Consider the following 15,297-nt stretch of genomic DNA (forward strand, 5'->3'; position numbering starts at 1 on the left):
GTGCCTAGATCGGCGGCGTGGCCTGTCCGCGCATCGCGTCCCAGACCCGGGACGGGGTGAGCGGCATGTCGGCGTGCCGCACCCCGAACGGCTTGAGCGCGTCGACGACCGCGTTGACGATCGCCGGCGGCGAGCCGACGGTGGCGGACTCGCCGATGCCCTTGGCGCCGATCGGGTGGTGCGGCGACGGGGTGACGGTGAAGCCGGTCTCCCAGTCGGGCACCTCCAGCGCCGTCGGGATCAGGTAGTCCATCAGCGAGGCGCCCAGGCAGTTGCCGTCCTCGTCGAAGGAGATCATCTCCATCAGGGCCATGCCGACGCCGTCGGTGAGGCCGCCGTGCACCTGCCCCTCGATGATCATCGGGTTGATCCGGGTGCCGCAGTCGTCGACCGCGATGAAGCGGCGGACCTTGACCTCGGCGGTGCCCGGGTCGATGTCGACGACGCAGATGTACGCCCCGTGCGGGTAGGTCAGGTTCGACGGGTTGTAGCAGATCTGCGCCTCGAGCGCGCCCTCCATGCCCTCGGGCAGGTCACCGGCGCCGTGCGCCTTGAAGGCGATGTCCTGGATGGTCACCGACTTGCCCGGGTCGCCCTTGACCTGGAAGGCGCCCTTGACCCAGTCCAGGTCGGCGACCGACACCTCGAGCATCGCCGAGGCGATCAGCTGCGCCTTGTCGCGGACCTTGCGGGCCACCAGGGCGGCCGCCGCGCCGGAGACCGGGGTGGACCGGCTGCCGTAGGTGCCCAGACCGAACGGGGTGTTGTCGGTGTCGCCGTGCACCACGTCGATGTCGTCCGGCGGGATGCCCAGCTCCTCGGCGATGATCTGGGCGAACGTGGTCTCGTGGCCCTGGCCCTGGGTCTTGACCGACAGCCGCACCACGGCCTTGCCGGTCGGGTGCACCCGCAGCTCGCAGCCGTCGTTCATGCCGAGGCCGAGGATGTCCATGTTCTTGCGCGGGCCGGCGCCGACCGCCTCGGTGAAGAACGCGATGCCGATGCCCATCAGCTCGCCCTTGGCCCGCTTGAGCTCCTGCTCCTTGCGCAGCTCCTCGTAACCGGCCATCTCCATGGCCAGCCGCATGGTGGGCTCGTAGTTCCCGGAGTCGTAGACCCAGCCGGTCTTGGTCGTGTACGGGAACTGGTCGGGCTGGATGAAGTTCTTCAGCCGCAGCTCGGCCGGGTCCATCTCCAGCTTGTGGGCGAGGCAGTCGACGATCCGCTCGACCAGGTAGACGGCCTCGGTGATGCGGAACGAGCAGGCGTAGGCGACACCGCCGGGCGCCTTGTTCGTGTAGACCGCGGTCATCTTGCAGTGCGCGGCCTTGAGGTCGTAGCTGCCGGTGAAGACGCCGAAGAAGCCGGCCGGGTACTTCACCGGGGCGGCGGTGCCGTTGAACGCGCCGTGGTCGGCGAGCACGTTCGTCCGGATCGCCAGGATCTTGCCCTCGGCGGTCGCCGCGATCTCCGCCCGCATGATGTAGTCGCGGGCGAAGCCGGTGCTGATCAGGTTCTCCGAGCGGTCCTCCATCCACTTCACCGGCTTGCCGGTGACGATGGAGCCGACGATCGAGTGCACGTAGCCGGGGTAGATCGGCACCTTGTTGCCGAAGCCGCCGCCGATGTCCGGCGCGATCACCTGGATCTTGTGCTCGGGGATGCCGGCGACGATCGCGTAGAGGGTGCGGTGCGCGTGCGGGGCCTGGGTGGTCGACCAGAGCCGCAGCTTTCCCTCGACCGGGTCGAAGTCGGCGACCGAGCCGCAGGTCTCCATCGGCGCGGGGTGCACCCGCGGGTAGACGATGTCCTCCTGGACGATCACGTCCGCCTCGGCGAAGACCCGGTCGGTCTCCTCGGCGTCGCCGGTCTCCCAGTCGAAGACGTGGTTGTTCGCCTTGCCCTCGAGGTCGTCGCGGATGATCGGGGCGTCCGGCTCCAGGGCCTTGCGGACGTCGACGACCGGGTCGAGCACCTCGTACTCGACGTCGATCAGCTCGAGGGCGTCGCGGGCCTGGTAGCGGTCCTCGGCGACGACGAACGCCACTTCCTGGCCCTGGAAGCGCACCTTGTCGGTGGCGAGCACGGCCTGCACGTCGTTGGAGAGCGTCGGCATCCAGGCCAGGCCGAGGCCTTTGAGGGTCTCGCCGGTGACGACCGCCTTCACGCCGGGCGAGGCCTCGGCGGCGCTGGTGTCGATGCTGAGGATCTTCGCGTGCGCGAACGGCGAGCGCAGGATCGCCAGGTGCAGCATGCCGGGCAGTTGCACGTCGTCGACGAAACGGCCGCGGCCGCGCAGCAGGCGGGCGTCCTCCTTGCGCAGCATCCGCCCGAAGCCGACCGGCTTCTGGTCGTTGTCCTCGAACTCGGTGAGCTTGCGGTCCTGAACGTCGGTCATGCTCGCCCCTCCGTCGTCATGCCCTTCTGGCCCTCGCCTGCGAGGCCACACGAAGCTGCGGCTGGGTGCCGCTCGGTGCAGTCGGTCATGACCTAGCCACCTCCTCCTTCGCGTTGGCCTCGTGGACCGCGGCCCAGCGGACCGAGCGGATGATCGAGGAGTAACCGGTGCAGCGGCAGATCTGGCCGGAGATGGCCTCGCGGATCTCGCCCTCGGTCGGGTCCGGGTTCTTGTCGAGCAGCGCCCGGCAGGTCATCAGCATGCCCGGCGTGCAGAACCCGCACTGCAGGCCGTGGCACTGCCGGAAGCCCTCCTGGATCGGGTCCAGCTCGGCGCCGTTGGCCAGGCCCTCGACGGTGCGCACCTCGCGGCCGCCGGCCATCGCGGCGAGCACGGTGCAGGACTTCACCGGCTCGTTGTCCATCCACACCACGCAGACACCGCAGTTGCTGGTGTCGCAGCCCCAGTGGGTGCCGGTCAGGCCGAGCACGTCGCGCAGGAAGTGCACGAGCAGCATGCGGCCCTCGATCTCACGGGTGTACTCGACCCCGTTGACGGTCATCGTGACCTGCATCAGCTAGCTCCTCGCCCTGTCGACGGCGCTGCGCAGCGTGCGCCGGGTCAGCTCGTCCGCCAGGTGCCGCTTGTAGTCGGCGCTGCCACGGGTGTCTGTGGCCGGGTCGCAGCTGCGTGCCGCGATCGCGCCGGCCAGTTCGTACAGACTCTCGTCGGGGGCCTGCCCGCGCAGCGAGGCGGAGATCTCCGGGATGCCGGTGGTGTTCGGGCCGACGGCGGCCAGCCCCACCCGGGCGTCGACGATCTTGCCCTGCTCGTCGAGCCAGACGGCGGACCCGGCGGAGACCACGGCCCAGTCGCCGGCCCGGCGCTCGACCTTGGCGTAGGCGCTGCCCGACCGGTACGACTTAACCGGGATGCGGATCTCGGTGAGGATCTCGTTGTCGGCGACCGCGGTCTCATAGGGCCCGACGTGGAACTCCGCCATCGAGACCACCCGCTCCCCCTGCGAGCCGCGGATGACGCAGCTGGCGTCCAGCGTGGTGCAGACCGCCGACAGGTCCTCCGAGGGGTCGGCCTGGCACAGCGAACCGCCCAGCGTGCCCCGGTTGCGCACCACCGGGTCGGCGATCACCCGCTCGGCGTCCCGGAAGATCGGGAACACCTCGGCGAGGGCATCGGACTCCAGCAGCTCCCGGTGCCGCGTCATGGCCCCGATCCGCACCTCGTCGCCGCTGAGCCGGATGTAGCCCAGCTCGCCGTGCAGATCGTTGATGTCGATGAGATATTCGAAGTTGGCCAGCCGGAGTTTCATCATCGGCAGCAGGCTGTGGCCGCCGGCCACCAGCCTGGCTGAACTGCCCAGACGTTCCAGCAGACCAATGGCTTGATCTACGCTCGTGGCACGTTCGTACTCGAACGGAGCCGGCACCTGCACCCTGCACCTCCCGCGAATTCGCGCCGACCCTCGCGCGCCGGGAGTCCAATGTCAACAGCTACCTAAGGGTTCTCTTAACTAGTCGTTGACTCGGCCGCGGAGATCACGGAATCTGCTGGGATGCGCGACATCGTGGACGGCCTGCTCGCCTGGCGTGCCGCGGGGATCACCTTCGCGGTGGCGACCGTGGTGAACACCTGGCGGTCGGCGCCCCGGCAGCCGGGTGCGGCGATGGCGGTCAACGAGCACGGCGACGTGCTGGGCAGCGTCTCCGGCGGGTGTGTGGAGGGCGCGGTCTACGCCGCCGCTCAGGATGTGCTGGAGACCGGAAAAGCGCAGACCCATACGTACGGGGTGAGCGACGGCGACGCGTTCGAAGTGGGGCTGACCTGCGGCGGGACCATCGAGGTGATGATCCAGCCGGAGTCGGCGCTGTTCGGCCTGGACGCGCTGCTGTCGGCGGTGGCCGCCGGCCGGCCGGTCGCCACGGTCTCGCTGCCGGACACTCAGCTGGTCGTCTGGCCGGACCGGGTCGAGGGCACCCTCGGTGACGCGGAGCTCGACCGGATCGCCGGTCAGCGGGCCGCCGGGCTGCTCGCCCACGGCCGCACCGGCATGATCACCGCCTGCGAGCGGGAGGTGTTCGTCCAGTCCTGGGCCGCTCCCGCCCGGATGATCGTCTTCGGGGCGATCGACTTCGCGGCGGCGGTCGCCCGGATCGGCAAGTTCCTCGGCTACCAGGTCACCGTCTGCGACGCCCGCGGGGTGTTCGCCACCGCGGCCCGCTTCCCGGACGCCGACGAGGTGGTGGTGGAGTGGCCGCACCGCTATCTGGAGGCCACCGAGGTCGACGAGCGCACCGTGCTGTGCGTGCTCACCCACGACCCGAAGTTCGACATCCCGCTGTTGCAGGTGGCACTGCACACGCCGGCCCGCTACATCGGGGCGATGGGCAGCCGGCGCACCTGCGAGGACCGCCTGCGGCGGCTGCGCGAGGCCGGAGTCTCCGAGCAGGCGCTGTCCCGGTTGCGCGCCCCGATCGGGCTGGACCTGGGCGCCCGCACCCCGGAGGAGACCGCGGTGGCGGTGGCCGCCGAGATCGTCGCGCTCTCCTGGGGCGGGTCGGGCGTCCCGCTGACCGGCCTGGACGCCCCCATCCACGGCCCGGCCTGACCCCGCAGGCAGGTCTCGGCCGCGCCTCCGGAGCGGCTCCCTCGCCTCTGAGCCCGGCTCCCGCGCCTCACCCCGGCCGCGCGCGCCGGTCCGGTTTCACGCACGCGGGGCCTCGGTGCCAGCCTCGCGGCCGGTCACCGGCGGGCGTGATCGGACAGCACCTCGGCGATCACGCGCATGTTGTCCTCGATCTGGGGCCGGTCGCCGGCGTCGAGGGCGCCGCCGAGCACGAGCATCGCCTTCCACAGGGCCCAGCCGCGGGCCCGGGCCCAGGTGCTCTCGTCCTGCGCGACGGTTTCCCGGAACGCCTCGCGGCTGTCGCCGTGGAAGACGGTCCAGGCGATCACCAGGTCGCAGGCGGGGTCGCCGACGCCGGACGTGCCGAAGTCGATCACGGCGGACAGTTTGCCGTCGACCACGAGCAGGTTGCCGGGGGCGATGTCACCGTGGAACCAGACCGGGCGGCCGCGCCAGTCGGCGGCCAGGGCGGCCTGCCAGACCTCGGCGGCCCGGGCCGTGTCGATGTGGCCGGCCAGATTGCGCAGGTCACGGTACACCTGGTCGGCGTAGTGCCGGGGTGAGCAGCCGCGGAACCAGCTGTGCTCACCGCCGGCCGGGCCGCCGGTGGTGTCGCACGCCTGGAGCGCCAGCAGGAACGCGGCCACCGAGCGGGCGAACTCCGGCAGGTCGGCGATGCGCTCCGGCACGGCGGTCTCGCCGGGCAGCCAGGCGCGGACCGACCAGGGAAATGGATACCCCTCCCCGGGTATGCCGGCGGCGAGCACCTGAGGGATCGCGACCGGTAGCTGCGGCGCCAGCCGGGGCAGCCACTCGTTCTCCTTGGCGACCGCCGCGACATAGCCGGCGGCGGTGGGCAGGCGCACGGTCATGTCGTCGCCCAGCCGGTAGGTGCGGTTGTCCCAGCCGTCGACCGCCACCGGGGCCACCGGCAGGTCCGCCCAGCGGGGGAACTGTGCCGCGATCAGACGCTTCACCAGCGCCGCGTCGATGCCGGCCCGGCCGTCGGGGCCTGTCGAAGTCATGTCATGGATCATCGTCAGTACGCACGGCGGGGCCAACCGATTTAGCGGGTGCCGGCAGGCACTGGGCCGGCAGCGGCCTCCGGCTCGGGACGGCACGACCGACCGCATTGACGGTGACGACAGGCATGAGCCGGCGGCGGTCTCGGGCCGCGGTGGCGGGCCTGGCCGGCCCGCCGCACTCAGGAGAGCCGTGCTGCTTGCGTACCTTTGCCTGGTTTTTATCCGCGTTTCATCAGGCGACCGACCGCGGCCATCAGCTCGGAGGCCATCTCATCGGCGCGCCCTTCCTGGGCGCCCTCGTGCATGCAGTGGCGGGCGTGCCCGTCGAGCAGGCCGAGCGCGACCTTGTCGAGGGCGGCCTGGATGGCGGAGATCTGGGTGAGGACGTCGATGCAGTAGCGATCGTCCTCGACCATGCGCTCGATGCCGCGCACCTGGCCCTCGATGCGGCGCAGCCGGGACTGCAGGTTGTCCTTGGTGGCCGTGTAACCGCGGATCGGCGCAGGGTTGGTCATACCCGCCATGATACAACCCCCGGGGGGTATTGAACCGGTGCTTGCAATACCCCTACGGGGTATGTGTATGGTGGTGGAGACGACGAAGGGAGCACGCCATGACCACCACGACCTACTCCGTCCTCGGAATGACCTGCGGGCACTGTGTCGAGTCGGTGCGCACCGAGATCGGCCGGATCCCGGGTGTCAGCGACGTCACCGTCGACCTGGCCTCCGGTTCGGTGACTGTCACCGAGCTGTCACCCGTCGACCGGCAGACTGTTCGTGCCGCGGTCGAGGAGGCCGGATATGAGCTGGGGGTGCCGTCGTGAGAACGTCCGTGAAGCTGACGGCCTACGCCCTGGGCCTGGTCGTCGTCTTCGGCGCCGCCGCCGGTGCGGGGCGCGCCCTGGGCCCGGAGGAGAAACCGGCGCCGGCACCGGCCGCGCACGGCGACGCCCACGCCCCGGCGCCGGACGAGACCGCCGCAACCGCCGCAACCGCCCATGTGCCCGGTGGCCTGCAGGTCGCGCAGGACGGTTATCGGCTGACCCCGGTCACCACCGCCCTGAGCACCGGTGATCCGCAGCCGTTCCGGTTCCGGGTGCTCGGCCCCGACGGCAAGCCCGTCACCGCCTACACGACCAACCACGACAAGGACCTGCACCTGATCGTGGTTCGCCGTGACCTGGCCGGGTTCCAGCACGTGCACCCCACCCTCGCGGCCGACGGCACCTGGTCGATCCCGCTCGCGGTGGATACCCCGGGGCAGTATCGGGTGTTCGCCGACTTCCAGCCGGCCGACCGCGACGAGGGCCTCACCCTCGGCGTGGACGTGCCCGCCGCCGGCGACTACCGGCCACGGCCGCTGCCCGCGCCGGCACGCACCACCGAGGTCGACGGCTACACCGTGACCCTCGCCGGTGACCTGACCGCCGGCGCGTCCGCCCAGCTCACCCTGACGGTGAGCCGCGACGGGAAACCGGTGGTCCCGGAGCCCTACCTGGGAGCGTCCGGCCACCTGGTGGCGCTGCGCGACGGCGACCTGGCCTATCTGCACGTGCACCCGACCGACGAGCAGAGCCTGTCGTTCGCGGCGGAGGTGCCGTCCGCCGGGGTCTACCGTCTTTATCTGGACTTCAAGCACGACGGGACGGTGCGCACCGCCGAGTTCACCGCCACCACCAGCGGCATCGTGGTGCCGGCGCCGCCATCGGCGCAGCCGGCACACGACGCCGACGGCCACACCCACGATTAGGAAGCGTCATGACGTTGCAGATTGCGCCCCAGCGGATCGAACTGGCGATCGGCGGCATGACCTGCGCCTCGTGCGCGGCCCGGATCGAGAAGAAACTCAACCGGATGGACGGGGTGACCGCCACGGTCAACTACGCCACCGAGAAGGCGACGGTCACGGTCGACGGCGGGGTCACCGCCGCCGACCTGATCGCCACCGTGGAGAAGACCGGCTACACGGCGGCGGTCCCGCAGACCGCCGAGCCGGACGAGCCGCGCGAGTCCGACCCGCTGCGCACCCGGCTGTTCGTGTCGATCGCGCTGAGCGTGCCGGTGATCGCCCTCGCCATGGTTCCGGCCTGGCAGTTCACCTATTGGCAGTGGCTGTCGCTGACGCTGGCCGCGCCGGTGGTGGTCTACGGCGGGTGGCCGTTCCACCGGGCCGCGGCGGTCAACCTGCGGCACGGCGCGGCCACCATGGACACCCTGGTCTCGCTCGGCACCCTGGCCGCGTTCGGCTGGTCGCTGTGGGCGCTGTTCCTCGGCACCGCCGGCGAGCCGGGGATGACCCACCCGTTCAGCATCGACATCGCCCGCAGCGACGGCGCCGGCAACATCTATCTGGAGGCGGCCGCCGGGGTGACCGCGTTCATCCTGGCCGGGCGCTATTTCGAGGCCCGCTCGAAGCGCCGCGCCGGCGCCGCCCTGCGGGCCCTGCTGGAGCTCGGCGCCAAGGACGTGGCGGTGCTGCGTGACGGCGCCGAGGTGCGGGTGCCGATCGGCCAGCTGGCCGTCGGTGACCGGTTCGTGGTCCGGCCGGGCGAGAAGATCGCCACCGACGGCGTCGTGGAGGACGGCTCGTCGGCGGTGGACCGCAGCATGCTCACCGGCGAGAGCGTCCCGGTCGAGGTCGGCCCGGGCGGCTCGGTGGCCGGCGCGACGGTCAACGCCGGCGGCCGGTTGGTCGTGCGGGCCACCCGGGTCGGCGCCGACACCCAGCTGGCGCAGATGGCGCGCCTGGTCGAGCAGGCGCAGGCCGGCAAGGCCGACGTGCAGCGCCTCGCCGACCGGATCTCCGGGGTCTTCGTGCCGATCGTCATCGCCCTCGCCGTGGGCACCCTCGGCTGGTGGTTCGGCACCGGCTCCGGCTGGACCGCCGCGTTCACCGCCGCGGTGGCCGTGCTGATCATCGCCTGCCCGTGCGCGCTCGGCCTGGCCACCCCGACCGCGCTGCTGGTCGGCACCGGCCGCGGCGCCCAGCTCGGCATCCTGATCAAGGGGCCGGAGGTGCTGGAGTCGACCCGCCGCGTGGACACCGTGGTGCTCGACAAGACCGGCACGGTCACCACCGGCACGATGGCGCTGGCCACCGTGGTCGCGGCGCCCGGCGTCGACCGTGACGAGCTGCTGCGCCTGGCCGCGGCCGTGGAGGCCGCGTCCGAGCACCCGATCGCCCGCGCGATCGCCGTCTCGTCGAGCGAGACGGTCAGCGACTTCACCAACATCGAGGGCCTGGGCGTGCGCGGCACGGTGGACGGCCGGGACGTGCTGGTGGGCCGGATCGCCCTGCTGCAGCGGGAGGGTTTCGAGATCCCGGCCGAGGTGGCGCAGGCGGCCGTCACCGAGCAGGAGGCCGGGCGGACCGCGATCGTGGCCGGCTGGGACGGGGTGGCCCGCGGTGTCCTCGCGGTCGCCGACGCGGTGAAACCGACCAGCGCCGAGGCGGTCGCCGGGCTGCGCCGGCTCGGCCTGCACCCGGTGCTGCTCACCGGCGACAATCGCACGGTCGCGACAGCGGTGGCCGCCGAGGTCGGCATCGACGAGGTGATCGCCGAGGTGCTGCCGGCCGACAAGGTCGACGTGGTGAAACGGCTGCAGGATTCCGGCAAGGTCGTCGCGATGGTCGGCGACGGGGTGAACGACGCGCCGGCGCTGGCCCAGGCCGACCTCGGTTTGGCGATGGGCACCGGCACCGACGTGGCGATCGAGGCGTCCGACCTGACCCTGGTCCGCGGCGACCTGACCGCCGCGGTGGACGCGATCCGGCTGTCCCGGCACACCCTGCGGATCATCAAGAGCAACCTGTTCTGGGCGTTCGCCTACAACGTGGCGGCGCTGCCGCTGGCCGCCGCCGGCCTGCTCAGCCCGATGATCGCCGGCGCGGCGATGGCCTTCAGCTCGGTCTTCGTCGTCGCCAACAGCCTGCGGCTGCGCCGCTTCCAGCCGCTGGCCTGATCACGTTCACTCCACATCGGCCGTCGTGTTCATGTGCTGTTCCGCCCGGCACTGCAGGGTGTCGGGCGGCATGAACACACAATCGGGCCCGTGGAGGGAACGTGGCTGGTAATTCGATTCGCATTCCGGCAGTCGCGGCCGTCGCCGCGACCGTCGTGCTCACGGCGGCCCCGCTTCCGGCAGCCGGCGGCACGGGGCCGGCCACCGGCACGGCCGGCCCGGCCACCGCGGCCGGCCCGGCCGGCGGGACCGGGCCGGCCACCAGCGCCGCCTGTTCGCCGGACGCCTCGCTGCTCGGCTTCACCGACTCGCTGGACAAGACGACCTTCGCGGGTACCCCGGTGTCCGGGCTGTCCGCGCTGGCGCTCGCCGGCCGGGGCCGGGCGCTGGCGCTGGTCGACAACATCGCCACCACCCCGGCCCGGGTCTACGAGCTGGGCCTGAGCACCGGCCGCCGCGGGGTCGCCGCCGCAGTCAGGGACGTCATGCTGCTCACCCGGGCGGACGGCACCGCGTACACCGGGGCCGACTTCGACGGTGAGGGGCTGATCGCCGAACCGGGCGGCACGATCCTGGCCAGCTCGGAGCGGGAGCCGTCGATCCGCCGGTTCCGGCTCTCCGACGGGCGCGAGATCGCCTCGCTGCCGGTGCCGGCCCGCTTCCAGGTCGCCCCGGCCGGTGAGGCGGCGACCAACCAGACGTTCGAGGCGCTCACCGCCACCCCGGATCACCGGGTGGTCTACGCCGGCATGGAGGGCGCGCTCGCCGGGGACGGCCCGGGACTCAACCGGATCATCCGCTACCAGGGCCGCTCCGGCGGGGCCTACACGGTGGCGGCCCAGCACGCGTACCGTACCGACGCCGGCCTGAACCTGGTCGAGCTGGTGGCCCTCGGCGACGACCAGCTGCTGTCGGTGGAGCGCGGCTTCACCGCCGGGGTGGGCAACACCGTCCGCGTCTACCAGGTCGACGCGACCGGCGCGGCCGACGTCTCCGGCGCCGCGTCGCTCACCACGGTGACCGACTCGCGTGCCTGGCTGGGCAAGCAGCTGCTGGCCGACATCGCCGACTGCCCGCCGTCCGGCGCCACCGCCAAGCAGCCGCAGCCGAACCCGCTGCTGGACAACATCGAGGCGGCCGCGGTCGGCGAGAGCCTGCCGGGCGGGCGCCGGCTGCTCTACCTGCTCTCCGACGACAACGGCAGCGCCACCCAGATCACCCGGGCGTACGCGCTGTCGGTCAAGCCGCGCCCGCGGGTGACGCTGCGGGAGCGGGCCATCCTGCCGGCCACCGCCTACCAGCCGGGCCCGGTCTCCGGCACCCAGCTGGGGACGGCGCCGGTCAACGGGATCACCGCGCCCTTCCCGGGCCAGCCGATCCCCGGCTTCTCCGCGGTGATCCCGGCGCGGGCCGGCGACACCTCGGGCAAGCGCCTGCTCGCCATGCCGGACAACGGGTTCGGCGCCAAGAACAACTCGGCTGACTTCCTGCTGCGCGCCTACGACATCTCCCCCGACTACCGCCGCGGCACCGTCAAGGTCAACGGGTGGATCAGTTTCCGCGACCCGGGCCGCAAGGTGCCGTTCCCGATCGTCAACGCCGACACCACCGAGCGGCTGCTGACCGGCGCGGACTTCGACATCGAGTCGCTGGCCCGCGACTACCGCGGCGACCTGTGGATCGGTGAGGAGTTCGGGCCCTACCTGGTGCGCACCGACCGGACCGGCAAGGTGCTGCAGGCGCCGATCCCGCTGCCCGACGGCGGCAAGTCGCCGCAGTCACCGGACCTGAAGCCGGGTGAGGCGGCGACCGTGCCGGGCAGCCGCGGTTTCGAGGCGATGGCGGTCAGCCGCGACGGCAAGTGGCTCTACCCGATCCTGGAGGGCGCCCGCACCGACGACGCCGACCAGAAACGCCGCATCGTCTACGAGTTCGACGTCCGCGCGAACAGGTACACCGGCCGGACCTGGTCGTTCTTCGTGTCCGACCCGTCGCTGGTGGTCGGCGACGCGGCCGTCCTCGACGGGCGCCGGCTGCTGCTGATCGAACGGGACAACTTCATGGGCGCGCAGTCGCAGGTCAAGCGCCTGGTGGTGACCGACCTCGACGAGGCCGCCGCCGACGGCAGACTGACCGACCGCACCGCGGTCGACCTGATGCGCATCGCCGACCCGCGCGGTGTCTCCACCCCGGCCCGCCCCGGCGAGTACGGCGTGGGCCCGCTGTTCTCGTTCCCGCTGCAGTCGGTCGAGTCGGTCCTGCCGCTCGGCGGTGGCCGCATCCTGGTCGCCAACGACAACAACTTCCCCGGCAACGACGGCCGCATCCCGGGCCGCGCCGACGACACCGAGCTGATCGTCATCGACGTGCCCGGCCTGCGCTGACCCGGCGAAGGCCCCCGGCCGGACAGCCGGGGGCCTTCGTCTCTCAGTCCAGAACCGCGGTCACCGTGCCGGCCGCGACCGTGCGGTTGCCCTCACGGACCGCGAAGCCGAGACCCACCTCCAGGGCGATCTCCTTGCCCAGGGTCACGGTCACCTCCTCCAGGGTGTCGCCCGGCATGACCAGGTCACGGTCGCCGAGGTCCATCCCGCCGGACACGTCGGTGGTGTGGAAGTAGAACTGCGGCCGGTAGTTCGCCTCGAACGGCGTGTGCCGGCCACCCTCCTCCTTCGTCAGCGCGTACATCCGGGCCTTGAAAACCCGGTGCGGCTGCACGCTGCCGGGCGCGGCAAGCACCTGGCCCCGCTGCACCTGCTCGCGCTTGATGCCGCGCAGCAGGACGGCGGCGTTGTCGCCGGCCTGCGCCGACTCCAGGACCTTGCCGAACATCTCCAGGCCGGTCGCGACGCTGGAGACGGTCGGGCCGAGGCCGACCACCTCGACCGGCTCGCCGGCGCGCAGCTCGCCGCGCTCCACCTTGCCGGTGACCACGGTGCCGCGGCCGCTGATCGACAGCACGTTCTCGATCGGCATCAGGAACGGCTCGCCCAGCTCGCGCGGCGGAACCGGCACGTAGTCGTCGACCGCGTCGAGCAGCTCGACGATCTTGGCGGTCCAGTCCGGGTCGCCTTCGAGGGCCTTCAGCGCGCTGACGCGCACCACCGGCACCTCGTCGCCGGGGAACCCGTACTGCGACAGCAGCTCACGCACCTCCAGCTCGACCAGGTCGAGCAGCTCCGGGTCGTCCACGGTGTCGCTCTTGTTCAGGGCGACCACAAGGTACGGCACGCCGACCCGCTGAGCGAGCAGCACGTGCTCACGGGTCTGCGGCATCGACCCGTCCTGCGCCGAGACGACCAGGATCGCACCGTCCACCTGCGCCGCACCCGTGATCATGTTCTTCACGTAGTCGGCGTGGCCGGGCATGTCGACGTGGGCGTAGTGGCGGTTCGGGGTCTCGTACTCGACGTGGGCGATGGTGATGGTGATACCGCGCGCGGCCTCCTCCGGGGCCCTGTCGATCCCCTCGAACGCGACGTACCGGTTGGAGGCCGGGTCGCGGTCGGCGAGAACCTTGGTGATGGCGGCGGTCAGGGTCGTCTTGCCGTGGTCGACGTGACCCATCGTGCCGATGTTGACGTGCGGCTTCGTACGGATGAACTGGCTCTTGGCCATCGTTGATCAATCCTCACTGGATGCGAGGCGTGGGGTGTCGCGCCACCCGATGCCAGCCGGGAAGCGCCAGAACCGCGCAGGGAACAGCCACCCTTCCCCTGGGTTCTGCTGCTGGTGGGGAAGGGTCAGATTCGCGAATCGGCGCCGGTGAGAAACGCGCACACGGGAGCCACCGTCGAGGGCAGCTGCAGACCGGGCGCGAACATGAACAGCACGATAGGCGTCAACCGTCTCCTGCGCGACTGAATTCCCGGACGCCTCTCACTACCGTCGGTGCGAGGCAGCACCCGACAGCGCCGGAAGGCGGAGCCATGGCAATCGGGCTCGAGCTCACCATCAACGACACCACCGACCAGGGCGGCCGCTACCTCACCTGGGCCGCCACGCCGTGCCAGCTGCGGGTGTCGGCCCCGGACGGCGCGGTCCAGCCGATCCCCGTCACGATCTCGACCGGCGCCGGCAGCCGCGGCCGTCTGGAGTTCCGGATGTCGCGGGACGGCCAGGCGGCCGGTCAGCTGCGGGCCGAGCTTCCCGTCGACGGTGAGGCCGTTGCGTTCTTCGTCTCGGGCAGATTCGGATCGCCGAGCGTCGACGACGGCGACACCCACATCGAGATCAGGAATCGCGACACCGGGGCCGTGCTGTCGTCGGTGCCCGTCATGGTCCGCATCCGCAAGAACGCCAATCTGCTCCGGCCCGCCGAACGTGACCGGTTCCTGTCCGCGATCGCCCGGTTGAACAACCAGGGCCAGGGCCTGTATCAGAACTACCGCGACACCCACGTCGACAACACCCGGCTGGAGGCGCACGGCAGGCACGGATTCCTGCCGTGGCACCGGGCCTACCTGCTCGACCTGGAACGCGAACTCCAGCGGATCGACCCGGCCGTCACCATTCCGTACTGGCGTTTCGACCAGCCGGCCCCGAACGTGTTCACCGCCGCGTTCCTCGGCACCACGGGCACCTCCGGCTTCGCGCGTTTCCTGCCGTCGAATCCGCTGCGGGTCTGGACCACCGACGGCCAGATCGGCATCCTGCGCCGCCCCTTCTTCGAACCGGGCACCTCGGCGGCGCACGACGACAACGGCCAGCGGGTACGACGGGAAGCCGTCATCGTCGGCTTCCGCGGCCCGTTCAGCACCCTGACCGGCCCGTTCGAGAGCAACCCGCACGGCAGCGCCCACGACAGCTTCAGCGGCCACGTCAGCGCGATCGGGTCGGCGGTGCGCGACCCGCTGTTCTTCCTGTTGCACTGCAACGTCGACCGGCTGTGGGCCAAGTGGCAGTGGTTCAACCGGCGCTTCGATCCGCAGGACCCGGGCACCTACCAGTTCAACGGCGCCGCCGGCACCGCGAACGCGACCCGGATCGGGCACAACCTGCGGGACACCATGTGGCCGTGGAACGGCGACACCCGCAATCCGCGCCCGGCCACCGCGCCCAGGACCCCGTTCCCCGACTCGCCGGTCACCCACCTGCCCGGCCCCGCGCCGACGGTCGGATCGATGATCGATTTCCAGGGCCTCGGCCCGGACGCGCATCACCTCGGCTTCGACTACGACGACGTGCCCTATCAACCGGAGTGACACGATGGACCCTGAGGAGTACCGCCGTCAGTACGCGACGGAGATAGCGCAAGTCGCCGGG

The 15,297-nt window shown here is 71.5% G+C and carries 12 protein-coding genes; 6 read left to right on the plus strand and 6 right to left on the minus strand.

The features are described from left to right. Window positions 1–4: 4 nt before the first annotated feature. The 3 genes from AB0F81_RS05630 to AB0F81_RS05640 all read right to left on the minus strand — a co-directional run bounded on the left by AB0F81_RS05630 (window position 5) and on the right by AB0F81_RS05640 (window position 3,851). Window positions 5–2,398 carry an aerobic carbon-monoxide dehydrogenase large subunit gene (locus tag AB0F81_RS05630; protein WP_360191443.1) on the minus strand — a complete coding sequence of 798 codons (2,394 nt, stop codon included), beginning with the start codon at window positions 2,396–2,398 and terminating at the stop codon, window positions 5–7. An 85-nt stretch (window positions 2,399–2,483) separates the two neighbouring features. Further along, window positions 2,484–2,972 (minus strand): (2Fe-2S)-binding protein, encoded by a 489-nt coding sequence (locus AB0F81_RS05635; RefSeq protein ID WP_360191446.1) that lies wholly within the window; start codon window positions 2,970–2,972, stop codon window positions 2,484–2,486. Between the two features lie 3 nt (window positions 2,973–2,975). After that, the gene (locus AB0F81_RS05640) at window positions 2,976–3,851 is read right to left on the minus strand and encodes a xanthine dehydrogenase family protein subunit M (RefSeq protein WP_360191449.1); all 876 of its coding nucleotides are present in this window, start codon (window positions 3,849–3,851) and stop codon (window positions 2,976–2,978) included. A 120-nt stretch (window positions 3,852–3,971) separates the two neighbouring features. On the opposite strand from AB0F81_RS05640, the gene AB0F81_RS05645 reads away from it, so the two are divergent. Continuing rightward, a complete protein-coding gene (locus AB0F81_RS05645; RefSeq protein ID WP_360191452.1) occupies window positions 3,972–5,024 on the plus strand; it encodes an XdhC/CoxI family protein in 1,053 nt (350 codons plus the stop codon). 134 nt (window positions 5,025–5,158) lie between these two features. Here the strand turns inward: AB0F81_RS05645 and AB0F81_RS05650 are convergent, their stop codons facing one another. Both AB0F81_RS05650 and AB0F81_RS05655 read right to left on the minus strand, forming a co-directional pair. Beyond that, window positions 5,159–6,067: an aminoglycoside phosphotransferase family protein gene (locus AB0F81_RS05650; RefSeq protein WP_360191455.1), complete on the minus strand. Its 909-nt coding sequence runs from the start codon at window positions 6,065–6,067 to the stop codon at window positions 5,159–5,161. A 218-nt stretch (window positions 6,068–6,285) separates the two neighbouring features. Next, entirely contained in the window at window positions 6,286–6,582 is a 297-nt protein-coding gene (locus AB0F81_RS05655) for a metal-sensitive transcriptional regulator (protein WP_360191458.1), read from the minus strand. A 98-nt stretch (window positions 6,583–6,680) separates the two neighbouring features. Here AB0F81_RS05655 and AB0F81_RS05660 point away from each other — a divergent pair, with 98 nt between their 5' ends. The 4 genes from AB0F81_RS05660 (at window position 6,681) to AB0F81_RS05675 (ending at window position 12,416) form a co-directional block, all read left to right on the plus strand. Next, the gene (locus AB0F81_RS05660) at window positions 6,681–6,893 is read left to right on the plus strand and encodes a heavy-metal-associated domain-containing protein (protein ID WP_360191461.1); all 213 of its coding nucleotides are present in this window, start codon (window positions 6,681–6,683) and stop codon (window positions 6,891–6,893) included. Next, entirely contained in the window at window positions 6,890–7,819 is a 930-nt protein-coding gene (locus AB0F81_RS05665; protein ID WP_360191464.1) for a hypothetical protein, read from the plus strand. Before AB0F81_RS05660 ends, AB0F81_RS05665 begins: the two co-directional genes overlap by 4 nt. Before the next feature lie 8 nt (window positions 7,820–7,827). After that, window positions 7,828–10,032, plus strand: a complete 2,205-nt coding sequence (locus AB0F81_RS05670) for a heavy metal translocating P-type ATPase (RefSeq protein WP_360191467.1) — start codon at window positions 7,828–7,830, stop codon at window positions 10,030–10,032. Window positions 10,033–10,133: 101 nt separating this feature from the next. After that, window positions 10,134–12,416, plus strand: a complete 2,283-nt coding sequence (locus AB0F81_RS05675) for an esterase-like activity of phytase family protein (protein ID WP_360191470.1) — start codon at window positions 10,134–10,136, stop codon at window positions 12,414–12,416. 43 nt (window positions 12,417–12,459) lie between these two features. On the opposite strand, the gene tuf is transcribed toward AB0F81_RS05675, so the two are convergent. After that, window positions 12,460–13,650 carry an elongation factor Tu gene (tuf, locus tag AB0F81_RS05680; RefSeq protein WP_360191473.1) on the minus strand — a complete coding sequence of 397 codons (1,191 nt, stop codon included), beginning with the start codon at window positions 13,648–13,650 and terminating at the stop codon, window positions 12,460–12,462. A gap of 311 nt (window positions 13,651–13,961) precedes the next feature. Here tuf and AB0F81_RS05685 point away from each other — a divergent pair, with 311 nt between their 5' ends. After that, window positions 13,962–15,236: a tyrosinase family protein gene (locus AB0F81_RS05685; RefSeq protein ID WP_360191476.1), complete on the plus strand. Its 1,275-nt coding sequence runs from the start codon at window positions 13,962–13,964 to the stop codon at window positions 15,234–15,236. Window positions 15,237–15,297 lie beyond the last annotated feature (61 nt).

Source organism: Actinoplanes sp. NPDC024001 (assembly GCF_040638955.1).
GTDB lineage: Bacteria > Actinomycetota > Actinomycetes > Mycobacteriales > Micromonosporaceae > Actinoplanes.

Bases quoted from the DNA above. Each gene is read 5' to 3' on its own strand.
- AB0F81_RS05630 (WP_360191443.1), bottom strand. From the start codon at position 2,398: ATGACCGACGTTCAGGACCGCAAGCTCACCGAGTTCGAGGACAACGAC.
- AB0F81_RS05635 (WP_360191446.1), bottom strand. From the start codon at position 2,972: ATGCAGGTCACGATGACCGTCAACGGGGTCGAGTACACCCGTGAGATC.
- AB0F81_RS05645 (WP_360191452.1), top strand. From the start codon at position 3,972: ATGCGCGACATCGTGGACGGCCTGCTCGCCTGGCGTGCCGCGGGGATC.
- AB0F81_RS05650 (WP_360191455.1), bottom strand. From the start codon at position 6,067: ATGACTTCGACAGGCCCCGACGGCCGGGCCGGCATCGACGCGGCGCTG.
- AB0F81_RS05655 (WP_360191458.1), bottom strand. From the start codon at position 6,582: ATGACCAACCCTGCGCCGATCCGCGGTTACACGGCCACCAAGGACAAC.
- AB0F81_RS05660 (WP_360191461.1), top strand. From the start codon at position 6,681: ATGACCACCACGACCTACTCCGTCCTCGGAATGACCTGCGGGCACTGT.
- AB0F81_RS05670 (WP_360191467.1), top strand. From the start codon at position 7,828: ATGACGTTGCAGATTGCGCCCCAGCGGATCGAACTGGCGATCGGCGGC.
- tuf (WP_360191473.1), bottom strand. From the start codon at position 13,650: ATGGCCAAGAGCCAGTTCATCCGTACGAAGCCGCACGTCAACATCGGC.
- AB0F81_RS05685 (WP_360191476.1), top strand. From the start codon at position 13,962: ATGGCAATCGGGCTCGAGCTCACCATCAACGACACCACCGACCAGGGC.